Source organism: Ruegeria sp. AG1 (assembly GCF_056541705.1).
In genome coordinates this window covers 145,727-162,222 of record NZ_JBQFYU010000004.1, presented here as the reverse complement: position 1 = coordinate 162,222, position 16,496 = coordinate 145,727, and the positions used below count along the sequence as shown (strand labels likewise).

General features: G+C 58.8%; 20 protein-coding genes. 13 read left to right on the top strand and 7 right to left on the bottom strand.

Going from position 1 to position 16,496, the window contains the following annotated elements:
- Nucleotides 1-165 precede the first annotated feature (165 nt).
- Genes ACR0B5_RS07270 through ACR0B5_RS07255 form a run of 4 tightly spaced genes read left to right on the top strand, consistent with a single transcriptional unit; the run spans nt 166 to nt 3,640 of the window.
- Nucleotides 166-867 (top strand): glutathione S-transferase family protein, encoded by a 702-nt coding sequence (locus ACR0B5_RS07270; RefSeq protein ID WP_480539851.1) that lies wholly within the window; start codon nt 166-168, stop codon nt 865-867.
- A gap of 1 nt (nt 868) precedes the next feature.
- Entirely contained in the window at nt 869-2,242 is a 1,374-nt protein-coding gene (locus tag ACR0B5_RS07265; protein ID WP_480539548.1) for an L-serine ammonia-lyase, read from the top strand.
- 21 nt (nt 2,243-2,263) lie between these two features.
- On the top strand, nt 2,264-2,680 hold the full coding sequence (locus tag ACR0B5_RS07260) for a GFA family protein (protein ID WP_480539546.1): 417 nt from the start codon (nt 2,264-2,266) through the stop codon (nt 2,678-2,680).
- Nucleotides 2,681-2,725: 45 nt separating this feature from the next.
- The gene (locus ACR0B5_RS07255; protein ID WP_480539544.1) at nt 2,726-3,640 is read left to right on the top strand and encodes a DMT family transporter; all 915 of its coding nucleotides are present in this window, start codon (nt 2,726-2,728) and stop codon (nt 3,638-3,640) included.
- Here ACR0B5_RS07255 and ACR0B5_RS07250 read toward each other — a convergent pair.
- A complete protein-coding gene (locus tag ACR0B5_RS07250) occupies nt 3,585-4,292 on the bottom strand; it encodes a thiamine diphosphokinase (protein WP_480539542.1) in 708 nt (235 codons plus the stop codon). The genes ACR0B5_RS07255 and ACR0B5_RS07250 overlap by 56 nt on opposite strands.
- A gap of 123 nt (nt 4,293-4,415) precedes the next feature.
- Here ACR0B5_RS07250 and ACR0B5_RS07245 point away from each other — a divergent pair, with 123 nt between their 5' ends.
- Nucleotides 4,416-6,014: a hypothetical protein gene (locus ACR0B5_RS07245; RefSeq protein WP_480539540.1), complete on the top strand. Its 1,599-nt coding sequence runs from the start codon at nt 4,416-4,418 to the stop codon at nt 6,012-6,014.
- Nucleotides 6,015-6,192: 178 nt separating this feature from the next.
- Nucleotides 6,193-6,753: a GNAT family N-acetyltransferase gene (locus tag ACR0B5_RS07240; RefSeq protein WP_170765697.1), complete on the top strand. Its 561-nt coding sequence runs from the start codon at nt 6,193-6,195 to the stop codon at nt 6,751-6,753.
- Between the two features lie 291 nt (nt 6,754-7,044).
- On the opposite strand, the gene ACR0B5_RS07235 is transcribed toward ACR0B5_RS07240, so the two are convergent.
- The 6 genes from ACR0B5_RS07235 to nthA all read right to left on the bottom strand — a co-directional run bounded on the left by ACR0B5_RS07235 (nt 7,045) and on the right by nthA (nt 11,201).
- Nucleotides 7,045-7,803: a porin family protein gene (locus tag ACR0B5_RS07235; protein WP_480539538.1), complete on the bottom strand. Its 759-nt coding sequence runs from the start codon at nt 7,801-7,803 to the stop codon at nt 7,045-7,047.
- A 32-nt stretch (nt 7,804-7,835) separates the two neighbouring features.
- Nucleotides 7,836-8,072 carry a DUF2842 domain-containing protein gene (locus tag ACR0B5_RS07230; protein WP_480539535.1) on the bottom strand — a complete coding sequence of 79 codons (237 nt, stop codon included), beginning with the start codon at nt 8,070-8,072 and terminating at the stop codon, nt 7,836-7,838.
- Nucleotides 8,072-9,367 carry an adenylosuccinate synthase gene (locus tag ACR0B5_RS07225; RefSeq protein WP_480539534.1) on the bottom strand — a complete coding sequence of 432 codons (1,296 nt, stop codon included), beginning with the start codon at nt 9,365-9,367 and terminating at the stop codon, nt 8,072-8,074. Before ACR0B5_RS07225 ends, ACR0B5_RS07230 begins: the two co-directional genes overlap by 1 nt.
- Nucleotides 9,368-9,586: 219 nt before the next feature.
- Nucleotides 9,587-9,916, bottom strand: a complete 330-nt coding sequence (locus tag ACR0B5_RS07220; protein WP_480539532.1) for a nitrile hydratase accessory protein — start codon at nt 9,914-9,916, stop codon at nt 9,587-9,589.
- Nucleotides 9,913-10,590, bottom strand: coding sequence for a nitrile hydratase subunit beta (gene nthB / locus ACR0B5_RS07215; protein ID WP_480539530.1), 678 nt, complete (start codon nt 10,588-10,590; stop codon nt 9,913-9,915). The genes ACR0B5_RS07220 and nthB overlap by 4 nt, the downstream gene beginning before the upstream one ends.
- Nucleotides 10,587-11,201: a nitrile hydratase subunit alpha gene (gene nthA, locus ACR0B5_RS07210; protein WP_480539528.1), complete on the bottom strand. Its 615-nt coding sequence runs from the start codon at nt 11,199-11,201 to the stop codon at nt 10,587-10,589. Before nthA ends, nthB begins: the two co-directional genes overlap by 4 nt.
- A gap of 150 nt (nt 11,202-11,351) precedes the next feature.
- On the opposite strand from nthA, the gene secG reads away from it, so the two are divergent.
- The 7 genes from secG to ACR0B5_RS07175 all read left to right on the top strand — a co-directional run bounded on the left by secG (nt 11,352) and on the right by ACR0B5_RS07175 (nt 16,450).
- Nucleotides 11,352-11,717: a preprotein translocase subunit SecG gene (secG, locus tag ACR0B5_RS07205; protein WP_170376300.1), complete on the top strand. Its 366-nt coding sequence runs from the start codon at nt 11,352-11,354 to the stop codon at nt 11,715-11,717.
- Between the two features lie 160 nt (nt 11,718-11,877).
- A complete protein-coding gene (locus ACR0B5_RS07200; RefSeq protein ID WP_170638994.1) occupies nt 11,878-13,521 on the top strand; it encodes a CTP synthase in 1,644 nt (547 codons plus the stop codon).
- A 97-nt stretch (nt 13,522-13,618) separates the two neighbouring features.
- Nucleotides 13,619-14,395, top strand: a complete 777-nt coding sequence (locus tag ACR0B5_RS07195; RefSeq protein ID WP_480539526.1) for an isocitrate lyase/PEP mutase family protein — start codon at nt 13,619-13,621, stop codon at nt 14,393-14,395.
- 62 nt (nt 14,396-14,457) lie between these two features.
- Nucleotides 14,458-14,751, top strand: a complete 294-nt coding sequence (locus ACR0B5_RS07190) for a DUF1330 domain-containing protein (protein WP_170642280.1) — start codon at nt 14,458-14,460, stop codon at nt 14,749-14,751.
- Between the two features lie 42 nt (nt 14,752-14,793).
- Nucleotides 14,794-15,243, top strand: coding sequence for a tellurite resistance TerB family protein (locus ACR0B5_RS07185; protein ID WP_170457878.1), 450 nt, complete (start codon nt 14,794-14,796; stop codon nt 15,241-15,243).
- A gap of 20 nt (nt 15,244-15,263) precedes the next feature.
- Nucleotides 15,264-15,701 (top strand): tellurite resistance TerB family protein, encoded by a 438-nt coding sequence (locus ACR0B5_RS07180; protein ID WP_170487737.1) that lies wholly within the window; start codon nt 15,264-15,266, stop codon nt 15,699-15,701.
- Between the two features lie 5 nt (nt 15,702-15,706).
- Entirely contained in the window at nt 15,707-16,450 is a 744-nt protein-coding gene (locus tag ACR0B5_RS07175; RefSeq protein ID WP_480539849.1) for a phosphate/phosphite/phosphonate ABC transporter substrate-binding protein, read from the top strand.
- Nucleotides 16,451-16,496 lie beyond the last annotated feature (46 nt).

Genomic DNA, 16,496 nt, shown 5'->3' with positions numbered 1-16,496 from the left:
AGTCTTCCCCAAATAGTCTGCAAGACTTATATGCAATGCTCCCCCCAACTTCGAGACCCAATTCACGTCGCCCGGATGCGAAAGATGTCGCTCAATTGCGCGTTTCCTATCGGAAACGTCGCAAACAAGGCTTTTCCGGTTTCCGTTGCTGTATATCTAGTCCGTATGATGACGCCCTATCGCCTGCACTATGCCCCTGACAACGCCTCGCTGGTGATCCGGCTGGTGCTGGACGAAATGAGCCAGCCCTATGAGACGGTGCTGGTTGATCGTCGTCAGAACGCGCAAGACAGCGCAGCCTACCGAGCGTTGAACCCGAACGGGCTGATCCCGGTTCTCGAAACCCCTCAGGGGCCGATATTCGAGACGGCAGCCATTCTGCTGTGGCTGGCCGACAGCCATGAGCAACTTGCGCCCGCGTCAAACAGCCCTGATCGGGCCGCTTTTCTGAAATGGCTGTTTTTCGCGTCCAACACGCTCCATGCCGATCTGCGTATCCTTTTCTATGCCGAGAAATACATAGACCCAGAACAGGCCGAGACCCTGCGGGCCGGAATACGCCCAAGGCTGCGCACTCATCTGCAAAATCTGGACGCGGTCGCCGCGCAGGCACCGGAATGGCTAAGCGGATATCAGCCGTCAGTTCTGACATACTATATCGCCTGCATGATGCGATGGATGGCGCTTTACCCATCCAATGCTGACCGCAGCTGGTACCAACTGGCCGATACGCCCTATCTTCAGCGCATCCTGACACAGCTAGAGATGCGCCCCGCAACGCGAACGGCCATAGCCGCCGAAGGTCTTGGGGCCACGCCGTTCACATCACCCATCTATGCCAACCCTCCTGAAGGCTCAGCTATCTGACATGTTCCTCTCTGTCTTCGATATGTTCAAAGTGGGCATCGGCCCGTCCTCCTCCCATACCATGGGTCCCATGGTCGCCGCCGCACGCTTTCTGGACATGATGCGCGCGTCGCCATTTGAATTTGCCGGGCTGCGCGGATCGCTACACGGCTCGCTGGCCTTTACCGGAGTGGGTCACGCCACCGACCGCGCCACCATTCTTGGCCTCGCCGGATTCGTGCCGGACACTTACAACAACGACAAGGCCGAGGCCGCACTGGCCGCGATTGCGGAAACGCACACGGTTGCGCCCGAGGGGCTGCCGACTCTGGCCTTCAACCCCAAAACCGATCTGGTCTTTGACTACGACCACAATCTGCCCGGCCATGCGAACGGCATGATCCTGATGGCGACCGATGCGCAGGGCGATGTGATCCTGCGACAGGTGTTCTACTCAATCGGTGGCGGCTTTGTTCTGACCGAAGAGGAACTGGCCGCTGGCAAGGCCACCGACGAAGGCGCCCCAGTGCCCTTCCCCTTCAAATCGGCTGTCGAGATGTTGGAGATGGCCGAGTCCAGCGGCAAATCCATTGCCGAAATGAAGCGCGCCAACGAAATCGCGCGCGGCTGCGCGGATAGCTTTGCCAAAGGCTCTGCCCGGCTGTGGCAGGTGATGAACGACTGTATCGAGCGTGGCCTGACCACCGATGGCATCCTGCCCGGCGGCCTCAGCGTGCGACGCCGCGCCAAGGGTATATATGATGCGCTGATGGCCGAGCGTGGCATGAACCTGACCGCACCGCACACCATCAACGACTGGATGAGCGTCTATGCCATGGCCGTGAACGAGGAAAACGCGGCCGGAGGCCAGGTGGTCACCGCGCCTACCAACGGCGCGGCAGGTGTTCTGCCTGCAGTGCTGCGTTATTACCTCGACCACGTGCCTGGCGCGTCGGAAAGCCATATCGAGGATTTCCTTCTGACCGCAGCCGCCATTGGGGGGCTGGTGAAATTCAACGCCTCGATCTCGGGGGCTGAGGCTGGATGTCAGGCCGAAGTGGGCAGCGCCTCAGCTATGGCCGCGGCTGGTCTCTGCGCCGTCATGGGTGGCACGCCCGAGCAGGTCGAGAACGCCGCGGAAATCGCGCTTGAACACCATCTGGGTATGACCTGCGATCCGGTTGCAGGGCTGGTTCAGGTGCCGTGCATCGAGCGCAACGGCCTTGGCGCGATCAAGGCCGTTTCGGCCGCGTCACTTGCTTTGCGCGGGGATGGGCAGCATTTTGTACCTCTGGACGCTGTGATCGAAACCATGCGTCAGACCGGGCATGATATGCATGAGAAGTACAAGGAAACCTCATTGGGTGGTTTGGCCGTAAACGTCCCGAACTGCTGAGGTCAGACAGGAGGTAACGAAATGCGAGGACATTGTTTGTGTGGCAAGGTCGCGTATGAAGTTGATCCTCCGGTCTTGTCCTGCGTCTCATGCCATTGCGACAGTTGCCGCCGCCAGTGTGCCGCTCCGATGACGACCTATTTCGGGGTGCGCGACGGCCAGTGGCGCTGGACCGGAGAAGAACCGAAGCGCTTCAACTCTTCGCCTGGGGTCGAGCGGAGCTTCTGCCCACATTGCGGAACACCGATCTCATTTCGGTCGACCAAGATGTCGGACGTTCTTCACCTCTATGTCGCGACGCTAGAGAGCCCCGAAGCCCTAGAGCCAACTCTTCATGTGTCACATGAAGAGAAGCTGAGTTGGCTGAAACTGGGCGATGATTTGCCCACCTGCATCGGCCCGGACTACACCAAGGTTCAACCCCTGCCGGAGGCTTGAGAACAGAGCTTTTCTCGGCCCCGGGAAACAGCTAGCGTCGCGCCCATGACTCAGGATCGTCCCGTATTCGGCATCGTACTGATGCTTGGTTTCTGTGTGCTCGCCCCGATGGGGGATGCGCTGGCAAAGCTATTGGGGGAAACAACCCCACTGGCGCTGTTGGTCTTCGTGCGTTTTGCCATTCAGGCGGCGATCCTTGTGCCCTTGGTCGCCATGACCGGCAGGCCATGGCGCATGCGGGGCCGTGTTCTGCGTCTGACCGTGATCCGCACGCTTTTGCACATCGCGGGCATCACCGCGATGTTCTCGGCGTTGCAATTCCTGCCCTTGGCGGACGCGGTCGCCATCGCCTTCGTGATGCCCTTCATCATGCTGATGCTCGGCAAATACATACTGAACGAAGAGGTCGGGCACCGCCGCCTTGCGGCCTGTATCGTCGGGTTCGCCGGAACGCTTCTGGTCATTCAACCCAGCTTTGCCGAAGTAGGGCTGCCAGCGCTTTTGCCGCTGATCGTCGCAGTTGTCTTTGCGTTGTTCATGCTGGTCACGCGCCAGATCGCAAAAGAGACCGACCCGATGTCGCTACAGGCTGTCTCGGGCGTGTTTGCCACAATCCTGCTGCTGCCCCTTCTAATCTGGGGAACGCAGTCTGAGATCTGGGAGCTGTCATTCACCCTCCCCTCGGGTAACGAACACTGGCTGCTTCTGTCGATCGGATTGCTGGGGACCGTCGCCCATCTGTTTATAACATGGTCGCTGCGCTATGCGCCCTCAGCCACGCTGGCACCGATGCAGTATCTGGAAATCCCCGTCGCCACCCTGATCGGCTGGCTGATCTTTCACGACCTGCCGAACGGTCCGGCTGCGCTTGGCATCCTGATCACGATCGCCGCAGGGCTCTATGTTATTCTGCGTGAGAGGGCCACGGCGCGCTCTGCCCCGACAGAAACGCCTGCATGACCTGATCCAGAGCGCTACGAGGCACCATCACCAACATTCCCGGGCCGTCCATCTGAAGCTCAAGCCTTGAAATGACACGGTTCGAGGTGCCCACCTGCCCGCTCGGATCGAAGTAAAGCCCCTCGATCGGCCACTCCAACCCGCGGCTGCGCCCGGTGACTTGTTTCAGAGGAAAGAGAGAGACGACCTCGCCTGGCGCCAGATCCAATACGATGCTGGGCGGTGCGTGGAAAACCACCTCATGTGCGCCGATCAGAACGCAGGCCCTGTCCGGATACTGGACCAGAGTGTTCAGGACTGCCAATTGATGGTCTAGCCGCCCGCCAAGGAAACCGGCGCCCAGAACCAAAGGGGCCTGCACGTTGCGCAGAGCCTTGTCGAAATCCGTGCTGTCCTGTTCCGCAATCGGAAAAAGGCGATCCTGAGGAATGCGAGCTCTAATTTCAGGTGACAACGAATCGAAATCACCAATCACGGCATCCGGAATTCGCCCCGAATCGACCAGAACCGAGGCTCCACCGTCGGCCGCGACCGCAAAACTGACGCGATTCAGCACCAAATTCAGGTCTTCAGGGCCGATCTGCCCCCCTCCAAATAACCCGATTGGGCCATTTGAACGTACAATTGCCCCATTTTTTCTAAGACTGATCATTTTTCCCGGATTTGGACACATTGAGACCACAAAATGATAGGTTCATGCAGTTAGTTCCGAGTCGATCGGGTTGCCCCTGTCCGGGCGGATCGGCTCAGTTAGTTTGTAAAGGACGCATGTCTGATGGTACAGAACAACAAGGTATTGACCGTTTCCTATGGGACTTTCTCGTGCACTTTGGAAGGGTTCGACGACTCTTTCGAGACTATGAAAGCCATAGCCGAATACTTCCGCGATCTTGCGGCAGAAGACAGATACTTTGGATCTGAACCCCCGCAACCTGACGCCGAAATGCTGACGCGGATTGCACAGCGCGACAACGTGCAAAAGGTTGAAGCGCGCCCAAGCGATACCGGCCTGCTTCTGCGCGCCACGGAAACACCCCCCCGTACTGAAACGCCGCCCGCCCCTGAAGCGACCCTGCCACAGGATAACGCCATGCCCCAATCGCCCGATCTGAATGTTGTCCAGCCGACCCCCTCTGCGACACCTGAAACAGACTCTGCCGCATCGTTCTTTTCCGAAGCTGCGCCGGTCGATGCCGACGCGGACCCGGCGCCCGATAGCCTGGCCGCCAAGCTGCAACGCATCCGCGCGGTTGTTTCTCATTCGGACGTGGATACGGACAACTATGCCGAGGAAGAGGTCGCCCCCCTAACGGCCGACGCCCCCGCGCCGATGGACGCTGTCTCAGCCGCCTTTGCAGCAGGTTCGCTGAGCCCCGAGGATCTGGCCCCTACCGAGGCACCTGCCGTCGAAGCTGTAGAAAAGTCACACGCGCCGGAACTACCGGGTGCGCCAGCCATGGAATCGGCGCCGCTCGATTTGCAAGATGAGACCCCAATGCAAATCGAGTTTAAAGACTCAGAGGAAGAAGAGGCCCCCGAGGTGATCTTCGACGAAGACACCGAGACGGCGACCGATGACGGCGATGAGGTTGAGAATATCCTTAGCCCAGCAGACGAAGCAGAAGACGACCAGCAAGGTGTTCTGACCGCTGAGGATGAAGAAAGCCTATTCCTCGAGATTGACGAGATCGAAGAGGAAATGGATGCGCAAGCGACCACGACGTCCTCGGATCTGGATCAGGATGTCTCGCGCCTGATGGCAAAAGCAGATGAGCAGATGGACGACCCGGCTACTAGCGGCACGCGTGAGGCCTATTCCCATCTGCGTACGGCCGTTGCTGCAACCTCGGCGGAAGATGTGGCCAAGCAGGCCGCGACTGATGAAGAGTATCGTGGCGATTTGGCCTCGGTCGTCAGCCCCCGACGTCCGGATGATGTTCAGGTTACCAGCAAACGCCCTGATGCAGACATGGCGGCCCCTCTGAAGCTGGTCGCCGAGCAGCGTATTGACGCGCCCAACGCGGATACAGGCCCGGTGACCCCCCGCCGTGTCACCTCGGATCAGTCCGAGGACGCGTCAGAAGAAAGCGGCTTTGCACAATTTGCACAGGATCAAGGCGCGCAGTCTCTGTCCGACCTTCTGGAAGCAGCTGCGGCCTATTTGTCCTTCATCGAAGGGCAGGAACAGTTCTCGCGCCCGCAATTGATGAACAAGGTCCGCTCGCTGAAACAGGATGAGTTCAATCGCGAAGAAAGCCTGAAGTCCTTCGGGCAGCTTCTGCGCGACGGCAAAATCGAAAAAGCTGGCGGAGGGCGCTTTGCGGCCTCAAGTGACATCGGTTTTCGCCCGGAAGGTGAGCGCGCCGTAGGCTGATATCCTTCATTTCGCTATCGAGAGTGGGTCGGAAATTTCTTCGACCCATTTTCTTTTTGCACTTACCCTACGGAATCTCGATGCGGACATGATGTCGCTATGCTGCACTGCAGAAAAATGATATCGTCTGAGTAAAGGTAACAGATCTTTCAGTTCGTGTTCAAATCAAGGCTCCGCCATGTATGAACTACCTATTCGACGCCTCAGAGCATTCGACAAACCCAAAATAGAAAGCCATTTCAAGAGTCTCGATGCAGAAGCACTGACATCTCGATTTGGCGTACCGGTCAGCCCGGCCTTTGTTGAGAATTATCTCTCAGGCATATTCAAAAATTCTGCGCTGGTATTTGGCGCATTCCCCGATTCCTGCCTGCGTGGTGTCGGAGAGTTGCGGGCTGTTCCTGACAGCCACAACCATGTGGCTGAACTGGCCTTTACCGTTGAAACAGTCTGGCAGGACCTGGGGATCGGCGATGCACTGCTGTCGCGGATAGTCACTGCAGCCCGCAATCGTGGATTTCGCGAAGTCCATATGTTGTGTCTGGCCACCAATCAAAAAATGCGCCGTCTGGCTGCAAAACACGAGGCCGAGCTGAAACTGACGACAGGACAGATCGAGGCGACGCTGACGGCGCCCTGGCCCACCCCCTTCAGTGTCGCCGAAGAAATCTCGGGCGAGTATCATGCCATGGCCCGAGCAATTCTAAGCTGGTCGGGAAACGATCGACGAACCGGCTAAGAACAGACATAGACGCGCAGCGCCTTTGACGACCATATGCGCTCTTAGAACCGGACAGCCCGAAGCTGTAACCTCGGATTTGCCCTCATCTCGCTGTTTCTGTGTTGCGTAGGGAAATGACGCAAGCCTGTGACCCAAGCAGAGATACTGATCGGTCGGGCTTCTGGTCAGGGTCTTCTTTCCCGACGCCCTTAAACACGAACTTGATGGCATCATAGTCAACAAAAGGCCGGGTCATTGCACGGACTTTTTTTGTATCACAAACCGTGACACCGCATATTCGGTGAAAGATCAGAAGTTGAACGCAAGCGCGACGTAAGGGCCTGTCAGGATCAGGTCTATGACTTCTCCGCCGTCTTCGAAATCAACGCTCAAATGGCGATACCCACCAGCGACATTTACCCGGTCCGTCCACTTCCAAGAAGCCTGAAGAACGGCTTCCCACTGAAAACTCGAGCCAACATCGAATCCGCCGATATTGCCCATTGCGGCGAGGGTCCAACGCGGATTGACCGCATGCGTATGTCGGGCGCCGACTATAGGGTCTGTCCAACTCTGATCTGTACTTGCGGTAAAGCCGCTTACCGTCGTGGACAGGTCCAAATCCCAGTGCCGCAATCCACCAAATAGTTCGGTTCTGGACTGATCTTTTTCCGAAACGGTATAGCCGACTACAGCCGAAACCATGATACCGTCCAATTCCCACTCGGCGCCGAGGCCGAAGGGCCCGTCCACTTCGTCGCCGAGGTTGAGATAGTTGAACTCTCCACCAATCGCCCACGGGCCATTTCGCGCCTCACCCGCGATCAGGAATGCGCTGTTGAGAATATTGAAGATAGAAGTACTGCCGTCTACCGGTGGGTTTCGACCGATATCAAGTGATGTTCGGAAATCCGGCCCCCAGATATACGGCGCTATGGTGTATTCCCACTCGCTTGCTTTCGCCGGACTAGTCAGGGCAAGCCCACCCAAAAGCACAGAAACAATGCTCTTTTTGTTAAAATCTAGAAACATAATCTGCCCCAATTTAGCTTGGGGGCAGAGTGTCATGGCAGTCGCACCAAAGCAACTACCGCTTGAGTTCAGGACTCGTCCGGGTCTTCTTTCCCAACACCCTTGAACACGAACTTGAAGGGCAAAGCCCACAGGATGCCCAGCGCAACGTAAACCAGCAGCTCAAGCCAGATCGGAGGACGATCAAGCCAGTTCACCACCGTGACCACGGCGACAATATAGACAGGCAGGCCAATCACCAGAATGAACAGAGACCAACGCCTGCGCGCCTTGTAGCTAAGGCCGGGTGTCTTTTCGCCCGACATCAGTCTGCAAACGGGTCGGTCACCAGAATGGTGTCGTCCCGCTCCGGGCTGGTGGACAGCAGCGCCACAGGGCATTCGATCAACTCTTCGACCCGGCGCACGTATTTGATCGCGTTTGCGGGCAGATCCGCCCAGCTGCGCGCGCCTTCGGTGGATTCGCTCCAACCGGGCATCTCTTCGTAGATGGGCGTGCTGCGCGCCTGCTGATCGGCTGCGGTCGGCAGATAGTCCAGACGCTCGCCATCCAACTCATAGCCGGTGCAGATCTTGAGCGTTTCGAACCCGTCCAGCACATCCAGTTTGGTGAGAGAGATCCCGTTCACCCCGCTCGTCGCGCAGGTCTGGCGCACCAGACAGGCATCGAACCAGCCGCAACGGCGCTGACGACCGGTGGTCGTGCCGAATTCGTGGCCACGCTCGCCCAGTCGCTGACCGTCAGCATCCTCAAGCTCGGTCGGGAACGGCCCCTCTCCTACACGGGTGGTGTAGGCTTTGACGATTCCCAGCACGAAGTCGATCGAGCCCGGCCCGATCCCCACACCGGTCGCCGCTTGACCGGCAATCACATTCGAGGACGTCACGAAAGGATAGGTGCCAAAGTCGATATCCAGCAGCGCACCTTGCGCGCCTTCGAAAAGGATACGTTTGCCCGCCTTGCGCTTTTCGTTGAGGACCTTCCAGACCGGAGCCGCAAAAGGCAAAATTTCTGACGCAATTTCTTTCAGCTGTGCCAAGAGAGCATCGCGGTCAACAGGTTCAATCCCCAGACCTTTGCGCAACGGGTCGTGGTGCTGCAACGCACGATCAACACGGGCTTCCAGCGTCGCCTCATCAGCGAGATCAGCTACTCGCACCGAACGGCGACCGACCTTGTCTTCGTAAGCCGGGCCTATCCCGCGCCCCGTGGTACCAATCTTGGTTCCCTTGCTCGCGGCTTCCTCGCGCGCGCGGTCCAGCTCGCCGTGGATCGGCAGAATCAGAGGGGTGTTCTCGGCAATCATCAGCGTCTTAGGCGTGATCTCAACGCCCTGAGCGCGCACAGTCGCGATTTCTTTGACCAGATGCCACGGGTCCAGAACCACGCCATTGCCGATCACGCTGAGCTTACCGCCGCGTACAACGCCCGAGGGCAACGCGTGCAGTTTGTAGACCTCGCCATCAATGACCAGAGTGTGGCCAGCATTGTGCCCGCCCTGAAAACGCGCGATCACGTCTGCTCGCTCGCTGAGCCAGTCGACGATCTTGCCTTTTCCTTCGTCACCCCATTGGGCGCCGACAACAACCACGTTGGCCATATCCGGTCCTTTTCGCGAAAAGATATCAAACTCGGCTGATATAACGAGGCTCAGACGGTAGGGAAACCGATATTTCGCCGCATCTGAAAATCGCGCGGCGCGCAATGCCTCCGGCGGGGATATTTTTAGCCAGATGAAGAACGGATCCCCTGCTTCATCTGGCCGAAAATATCTCGGGGGAGTCGCCAAAGGCGGCGGGGGCAGCGCCCCCAACTCGCTTTACGGCAAACGGACCGGTTTACCATGCGGCGTGGTCATGTAAGCCCTTTCCCAAGCGCCCTGCAGCAAGGTGACCTCATCTGAGCGGGCATCTCCTTGTTCAGCCAACAAGGCCTCAAGGGTTTCAAGCCATGCGTGGAAGTAGTCGTCCCCGCCATCCAGTTCTTTGTTCAGACCGTTCCGCTTCAACGTGTTCGAAAACCGGGCGGCCCAGTCGGACCAGTCAAAACGCCCAGCCTCGTTCAGCGCGACGGTGACTGCAAAGACCTGCGCATGCCAGGGTTCTAAGAACACAGGCTCTGGCGCGGAGGCTGTGATGCAGTTGCTCATGCAGGCTCCAGATAGGATTGCCACAGATCCAGCACCACTTCATCCTTGGGGTGTTCCGGATCGGTCCATAGCTCGGACGCCAGGAAAGATACGGCATAGAGAGGTTCTGGGGCTTCTCCCAGCCCGTGGGCATTGGAATCGGGTAGAACATGTGTGCCGTGCAGGCGAACGATCCGCCCTCGGGCCCCAGCGGCATAGTTCGGCAAACGTGTGTGCCCACCATCCACCAAACGGTTCGCGGCGGGTCGCACTGTTTGCACCATCTGCCCGATCTCGAACTGCGCCGCGATGTTCGAATTGCGATCAGCGGGGCCGCCTTTGGCCAATGCAGCTGCGACGGCTTCGACTTTCAGCATGCGGTCCGTCAGTGGATGATCACCAACTGAGGTTTCTCCGCGCAGGTCTTCGAGGGTCAGCACCCCTTTGGCGACCAATAGATCGGCCAGCCCAGAGATCCATTTCTCATAGTAGGAAAACCGGGTGTAGTCCTTCGGCGACAGCTGCTCACGCGCGTGGCGCGATGTGTCGATGTGCCATTGCCCCAAAAAGCCCGAGGCCAGCGTCACCGCTAAGGCCCGCGCGTGCCAGTCTTCGGCAAAGATGGGGGCGTCTTCGGCTTCCGGGTTGATCGGGCCGTCGCCAAACCGCCCTCCCATATCATGAACGCGCGTCATGATGCCTCCTTGGGCAGGCCCGTGCCGATCATGCTGTCGCGCGTGACCAAAGCCGCGAGTTCCTCTTCGCCCAACCCTTCAGTCCCCTCGGGACGCATGGGCAACACAAGATAGCGAATCTCGGCCGTGGAATCCCAGACGCGTACCGCCGTATCCTCGGCCAGCGTCACACCAAACTCCGTCAGAACCCTGCGCGGCTCGCGCACGGCGCGGGCGCGGTAGGCGTCGGATTTATACCAGCCGGGCGGAATACCAAGTAGCGGCCACGGGTAGCAACTGCAGAGCGTACAAACGATCATGTTGTGTTGCTCCGGCGTGTTTTCGACCACCACCATATGTTCGCCCTGACGACCATAGTAGCCAAGCTCAGCCACGACCGGCGATGCATCTTCAAGCAATGCCGCCTTGAAGGCAGGATCGCTCCAGGCCTTGGCGACAACGCGCGCGCCGTTCTGCGGGCCAATCTTGTTCTGGTAGGTGTCGATGATTTCATCCAGCGCCGCCGGGTCAATCAAACCTTTCCGAGTCAGAATCGTTTCGAGCGCTTTGACGCGCAGCGCAGGTTCGGGGGGCAACAAGGCGTGCGGGTGGTCAGAATGATCATGAGGCATGGCCGCAGGGTGCGCCAAGCTTGACCGATCTGTCCAGTCCCTTTGGCGTGATGTGCAACATCATCAACTGTGATGCCAACTCGTGACTTGCCCCCAGAACCAAACTTGCATAAGTACCACGCGATACACGCCACGCTGTACAGGACCACCATGGAAAACGTCGTTCTCATCATCCATCTTCTTCTGGCTTTGGGCCTGATCGCCGTCGTTTTGATGCAGCGGTCCGAGGGTGGCGGTCTTGGCATGGGTGGCGGTGGCGGCGGCGCCATGACAGGCCGCGCAGCTGCAACGGCCCTGGGCAAAGTGACATGGATCCTGGCCGCCTGCTTTATCGTCACCTCGATCACCTTGACGATTCTGGCAGCGCAGAAGTCCTCGGGCAGCTCGGTCATCGACCGTTTGGGCGTTCCGGCCCCGGCCGCGACTGAAGAAAGCGCACCTGCGGTTCCGTCCGCAGATGACCTGCTGCCTCCGGCGCAGGGCGACAACGCTCCGCTAATCCCGCAGGCCGACTAAGCCACAAAACCTAGAAACCTGAAAGAGAACTGCAACAGCATCTTGCGGTTCTCTTGCGCTATTGGCGCGAATCCTTTATACGTGAAGTCCCGTGATGCAGCGGTTTTTCGGAACCGTCGGGCAGCTGATTTTGACGTCTCACGGGAGCAGCCGAAAAAACATGGCGCGTTTTATTTTCATCACTGGTGGTGTGGTTTCGTCCTTGGGTAAAGGACTGGCTTCGGCGGCTCTGGGATCGCTGTTGCAGGCGCGGGGATACTCGGTGCGTCTGCGCAAGCTGGACCCCTATCTGAACGTCGACCCTGGCACCATGTCGCCTTTCGAGCATGGCGAGGTTTTCGTCACCGATGATGGCGCCGAAACCGATCTGGACCTAGGTCACTATGAACGCTTCACCGGTGTGGCCGCACGCAAGACCGACTCGGTCAGTTCGGGGCGTATCTATTCCAACGTGTTGGAAAAAGAACGCCGCGGAGATTATCTCGGCAAGACCATTCAGGTGATCCCGCACGTCACCAATGAGATCAAAGACTTCATCGCGATCGGTGAGGATGAAGTTGATTTCATGCTGTGTGAGATCGGCGGTACCGTGGGCGATATCGAAGGCCTGCCCTTCTTTGAGGCTATTCGTCAATTCAGCCAAGACAAGCCGCGCGGTCAGTGCATCTTTATGCACTTGACTCTACTGCCCTACATCAAAGCCTCGGGTGAGCTGAAAACCAAGCCGACCCAGCACTCGGTGAAAGAGCTGCGCTCGATCGGCCTGGCCCCCGACATTCTGGTTTGCCGGTCCGAGGGGCCGATCCCCACGAAAGAGCGCGAAAAGCTGGCCCTGTTCTGCAATGTGCGCCCCGATAGCGTGATCGCGGCGCAGGACCTGTCCACCATCTACGACGCGCCTCTGGCCTATCATAAGGAAGGTTTGGATCAGGCGGTTCTGGACGCATTCCAGATCAGCCCTGCCCCCAAGCCCGATCTGGCCAAATGGGAGGACGTCAGCGACCGCATCCACAACGCCGAAGGCGAGGTGAAGGTCGCGATTGTAGGTAAATACACACAGTTGGAAGACGCCTATAAGTCGATTGCCGAGGCGCTGACCCATGGCGGCATGGCGAACCGCGTTAGGGTCAAGATCGAATGGGTCGATGCCGAGGTGTTCGACCACGAAGATGCCGCCCCCTATCTGGAAGGCTATCACGCTATCCTTGTCCCCGGCGGTTTCGGCGAACGTGGCACCGAGGGTAAGATCAAAGCCGCGCAATATGCGCGTGAACACAAGGTGCCCTATCTGGGCATCTGTCTTGGCATGCAGATGGCCGTGATTGAAGCCGCGCGCAACGCGGCTGGCATCACCGAGGCGGGCTCGGAAGAGTTCGACCACGAGGCTGGCAAGAAACGGTTTGAACCGGTGGTCTACCACCTCAAGGAATGGGTTCAGGGCAACCATAAGGTCGAACGCAAAGTAGGCGACGACAAAGGCGGCACCATGCGCCTTGGGGCCTATAACGCGGTTCTCGCCGAAGGCTCGAAAGTTGCGAATGTCTATGGCGGCACCCAGATCGAGGAACGCCACCGCCATCGCTATGAGGTCGACATCAAATATCGCGATCAGCTTGAAAAAGCGGGCCTGAACTTCTCGGGCATGTCCCCCGATGGCCGCCTGCCCGAGATTGTCGAATGGTCGGATCACCCGTGGTTCATCGGCGTTCAGTATCACCCCGAGCTGAAATCCAAGCCGTTTGACCCGCATCCCCTGTTCCGCGACTTCGTGCGCGCGGCCAAGGACAGCTCTCGACTGGTCTGATCCGGTCGCTGCAACGTGATGTACCGACACAATTAACCGCTTAGGATTCTGGCGTCATGGGATTAACTGTTGAACGAGTTTCGACAGGAGATACCCCATGACGACCCAAGCCCAACGTGCTGAAACCTTCACGCGACTGCATGTCAAAGGCGAACCGGTCATCCTGTTCAACATCTGGGACGCGGGCAGCGCCGCCGCCGTGCGCGACGCAGGCGCGCAAGCGATCGCAACAGGCAGCGCTCCGGTCGCGATGGCGCAAGGCTATGCGGACGGGCAGCACATCCCAATGGAAGCCGCGCTGGACAACGCAAAACGCATCGTCAGCGCCATTGATCTACCCGTCACGCTGGACTTTGAAGGGGCTTATGCCGTCGATCCTGCAGGCATCGCCGACAACACGGCGCGCGCTTTGGATTGCGGTGTTGTTGGCTTCAACTTCGAAGATCAGATCGTCGGCAGAGACGGCCTTCACAGCATTCCCGATCAAGCCGCGCGAATCGAAGCGATGCGCAAGGCCTGCGACGCGGCCGGTATCCCCGCCTATATCAATGCACGCACGGATATCTTCCTGAAAGCACCGGCCGACACGCATGATTCTACGATGTTGGAAGACGCCATCGCCCGCGCTACGGCCTTCCAATTCGCAGGGGCCAGCGGGTTCTTTGCCCCGGGCCTGAAAGATGAGGCCATGATCCGACAGCTCTGTGAAGCCACCGAGTTGCCGGTCAACATCATCGCTCTGCCGGGAACACCAGACTCAGCGACACTCGCCAAGCTTGGCGTGGCCCGGATCAGCTACGGCCCGGTGCCCTATCGCCAGATGATCGCATGGCTAACCGAACAGGCGCGTCAGGCCATCGGCTATGCCGGATAGGAGCGACTTGCAATTTATACGCAAACTTCGCACCTTGCCCTAAACCGATGCGGGAGAGCTGCATGAGCAAAGGCTACTGGGTGGCCCATGTCGATGTCGACGATATGGAGACATACAAAAACTACATCGCTGCGAACGCTGAGCCTTTCGCTGCCTACGGCGCCCGCTTTCTAACACGCGGCGGTTTGCGCGAGGTCAAAGAGGGCGCAGCCCGGGCAAGAACGGTTGTGATCGAGTTTCCCAGCTACGAACAGGCCCTCGCATGTTACGAAAGCGAAGGCTACCAAAAGGCCAAAGCGCTGCGCGATCCTGTCTCGCTCGGCGATCTTGTGATCATTGAGGGCTATGACGGGTAGTCTCAACTTGGCGCGCCACAAAATATGGATTAGATTGGCCTCATGTTGAAAAAATTCTTCCAAGCGTTTCGACCGCCACAGACAGAACACCTGCCCGACCCCGACGCCGAACTGGCGCTGGGTGCGTTGATGGTGCGTGTTGCGCAGGCTGATCGGGACTACAAACTGGAAGAGATCAGCCTGATTGATCGCATCCTGGCCCGCCTCTATCAGCATAACGCGATTGAGGCCGCCAAGGTTCGTGCCACCTGCGAGAAACTTCATGCGGCGGCACCGGACACCGACACGTTCGGCAAGCTGATCCGCGAAACCACCGACTTGAACGAACGCCTCGCCGCGCTAGACGCGCTGTGGGAGGTCGTGCTGGCCGATGGCGACACGGATGAGGGTGAGATCAAGATCGTCGAAGAGGCCCGCATGGCAATGGGCCTGAGCTTCAATGATAGCAAATCCGCCCGTGAACGCGTGCAAAGCCGCTTGGAAGCTCACTAACCTGCCTCTATATCTGTCTCATGTTTCGTGATTTTCTGTCCCGGCTGACACAGCCTGACCCCGACCCACTGGCCGAAGATGACGCCCGCCTGGCGCTGACGGCGCTTTTGGTGCGTATCGCCCGGTCCGACAATGACTACGCCGACTCGGAAATGGCCCGAATCGACAAGGTCTCGGTCGAACGCTATGGCCTCTCACCTTTCGAAGCTGCAGGCCTGCGCGCCCGCGCCGAAGACCTTGAGGCCGAGGCGCCCGATACCGTCCGCTTCACCCGCGCGATCAAAGAGGCCGTCGCCTACGATGATCGTTTGGCCGTTGTACAGGCCATGTGGTCGGTCGCCCTCGCAGATGGGCAAAGGACCGGCGAGGAGGATTCGCTGCTACGCCTCGTGGTCAGCCTGCTGGGTGTCAGCGATGTGGATTCGGCCCTCGCCCGTCAGAAGGCAGCCAAAGCGTGACAGCGATGCTGGGCATGTATGACATGCCTGCCCTGCGCGCCTCCAACGATCGCTTCTGGGATCTGATCAGGACGCATTTGGGGTTCGGTCCCGCCAGTCTGGAGCGGTCCCGAGATTTCTGGGAAATCTGGCGCGATCCCGATCTGATCTTTGCCCAAACCTGCGGTATGCCCTATCGAACGCACCTTCACGATGCTGTGCAACTGATCGGCACGCCGGACTATGGTCTGCCCGGCTGCCCAGAGGGTTACTACAGATCTGTCTTTGTCGCCCGTGCCGATGATCCGCGCAGTCTGGCGGAGCTGACGGACGGGGTCTTTGCCTATAACGAACCCCTCTCTCAATCCGGCTGGTCCGCGCCGATCACCCATTTGTCCCGAATGGGGCTTGCACAGAAACACCTGCAGCAAACCGGAGCGCATGCCAATTCGGCCCAAGCCGTGGCCGAGGGCATGAGCGATTTCGCCGCGCTCGATGCGCTGACCTGGGAGCTTCTCAAGGCGAATACCGATCTGGGAGACGCATTGCGCGACGTTGCCAAAACCGAACCGACCCCCGGACTGCCCTATATCACGTCGAAATCGCAGGATGCGCCTCGGATCGCAGCCGCGGTTCAGGCCGCCATTGATGAACTGACGGATGAGGATCGAGGCAATCTGCGCATCCGTGGGTTGATCAAAATTCCCGCAAGCGCGTACCTCGCCATTCCAACTTCGCCTTCGCCCGAAGCACAGTTGCGCAGCAGCTAACCAATTTGATCACGACCTTTGGTCATTTTGATTGATTCCCCGCTCG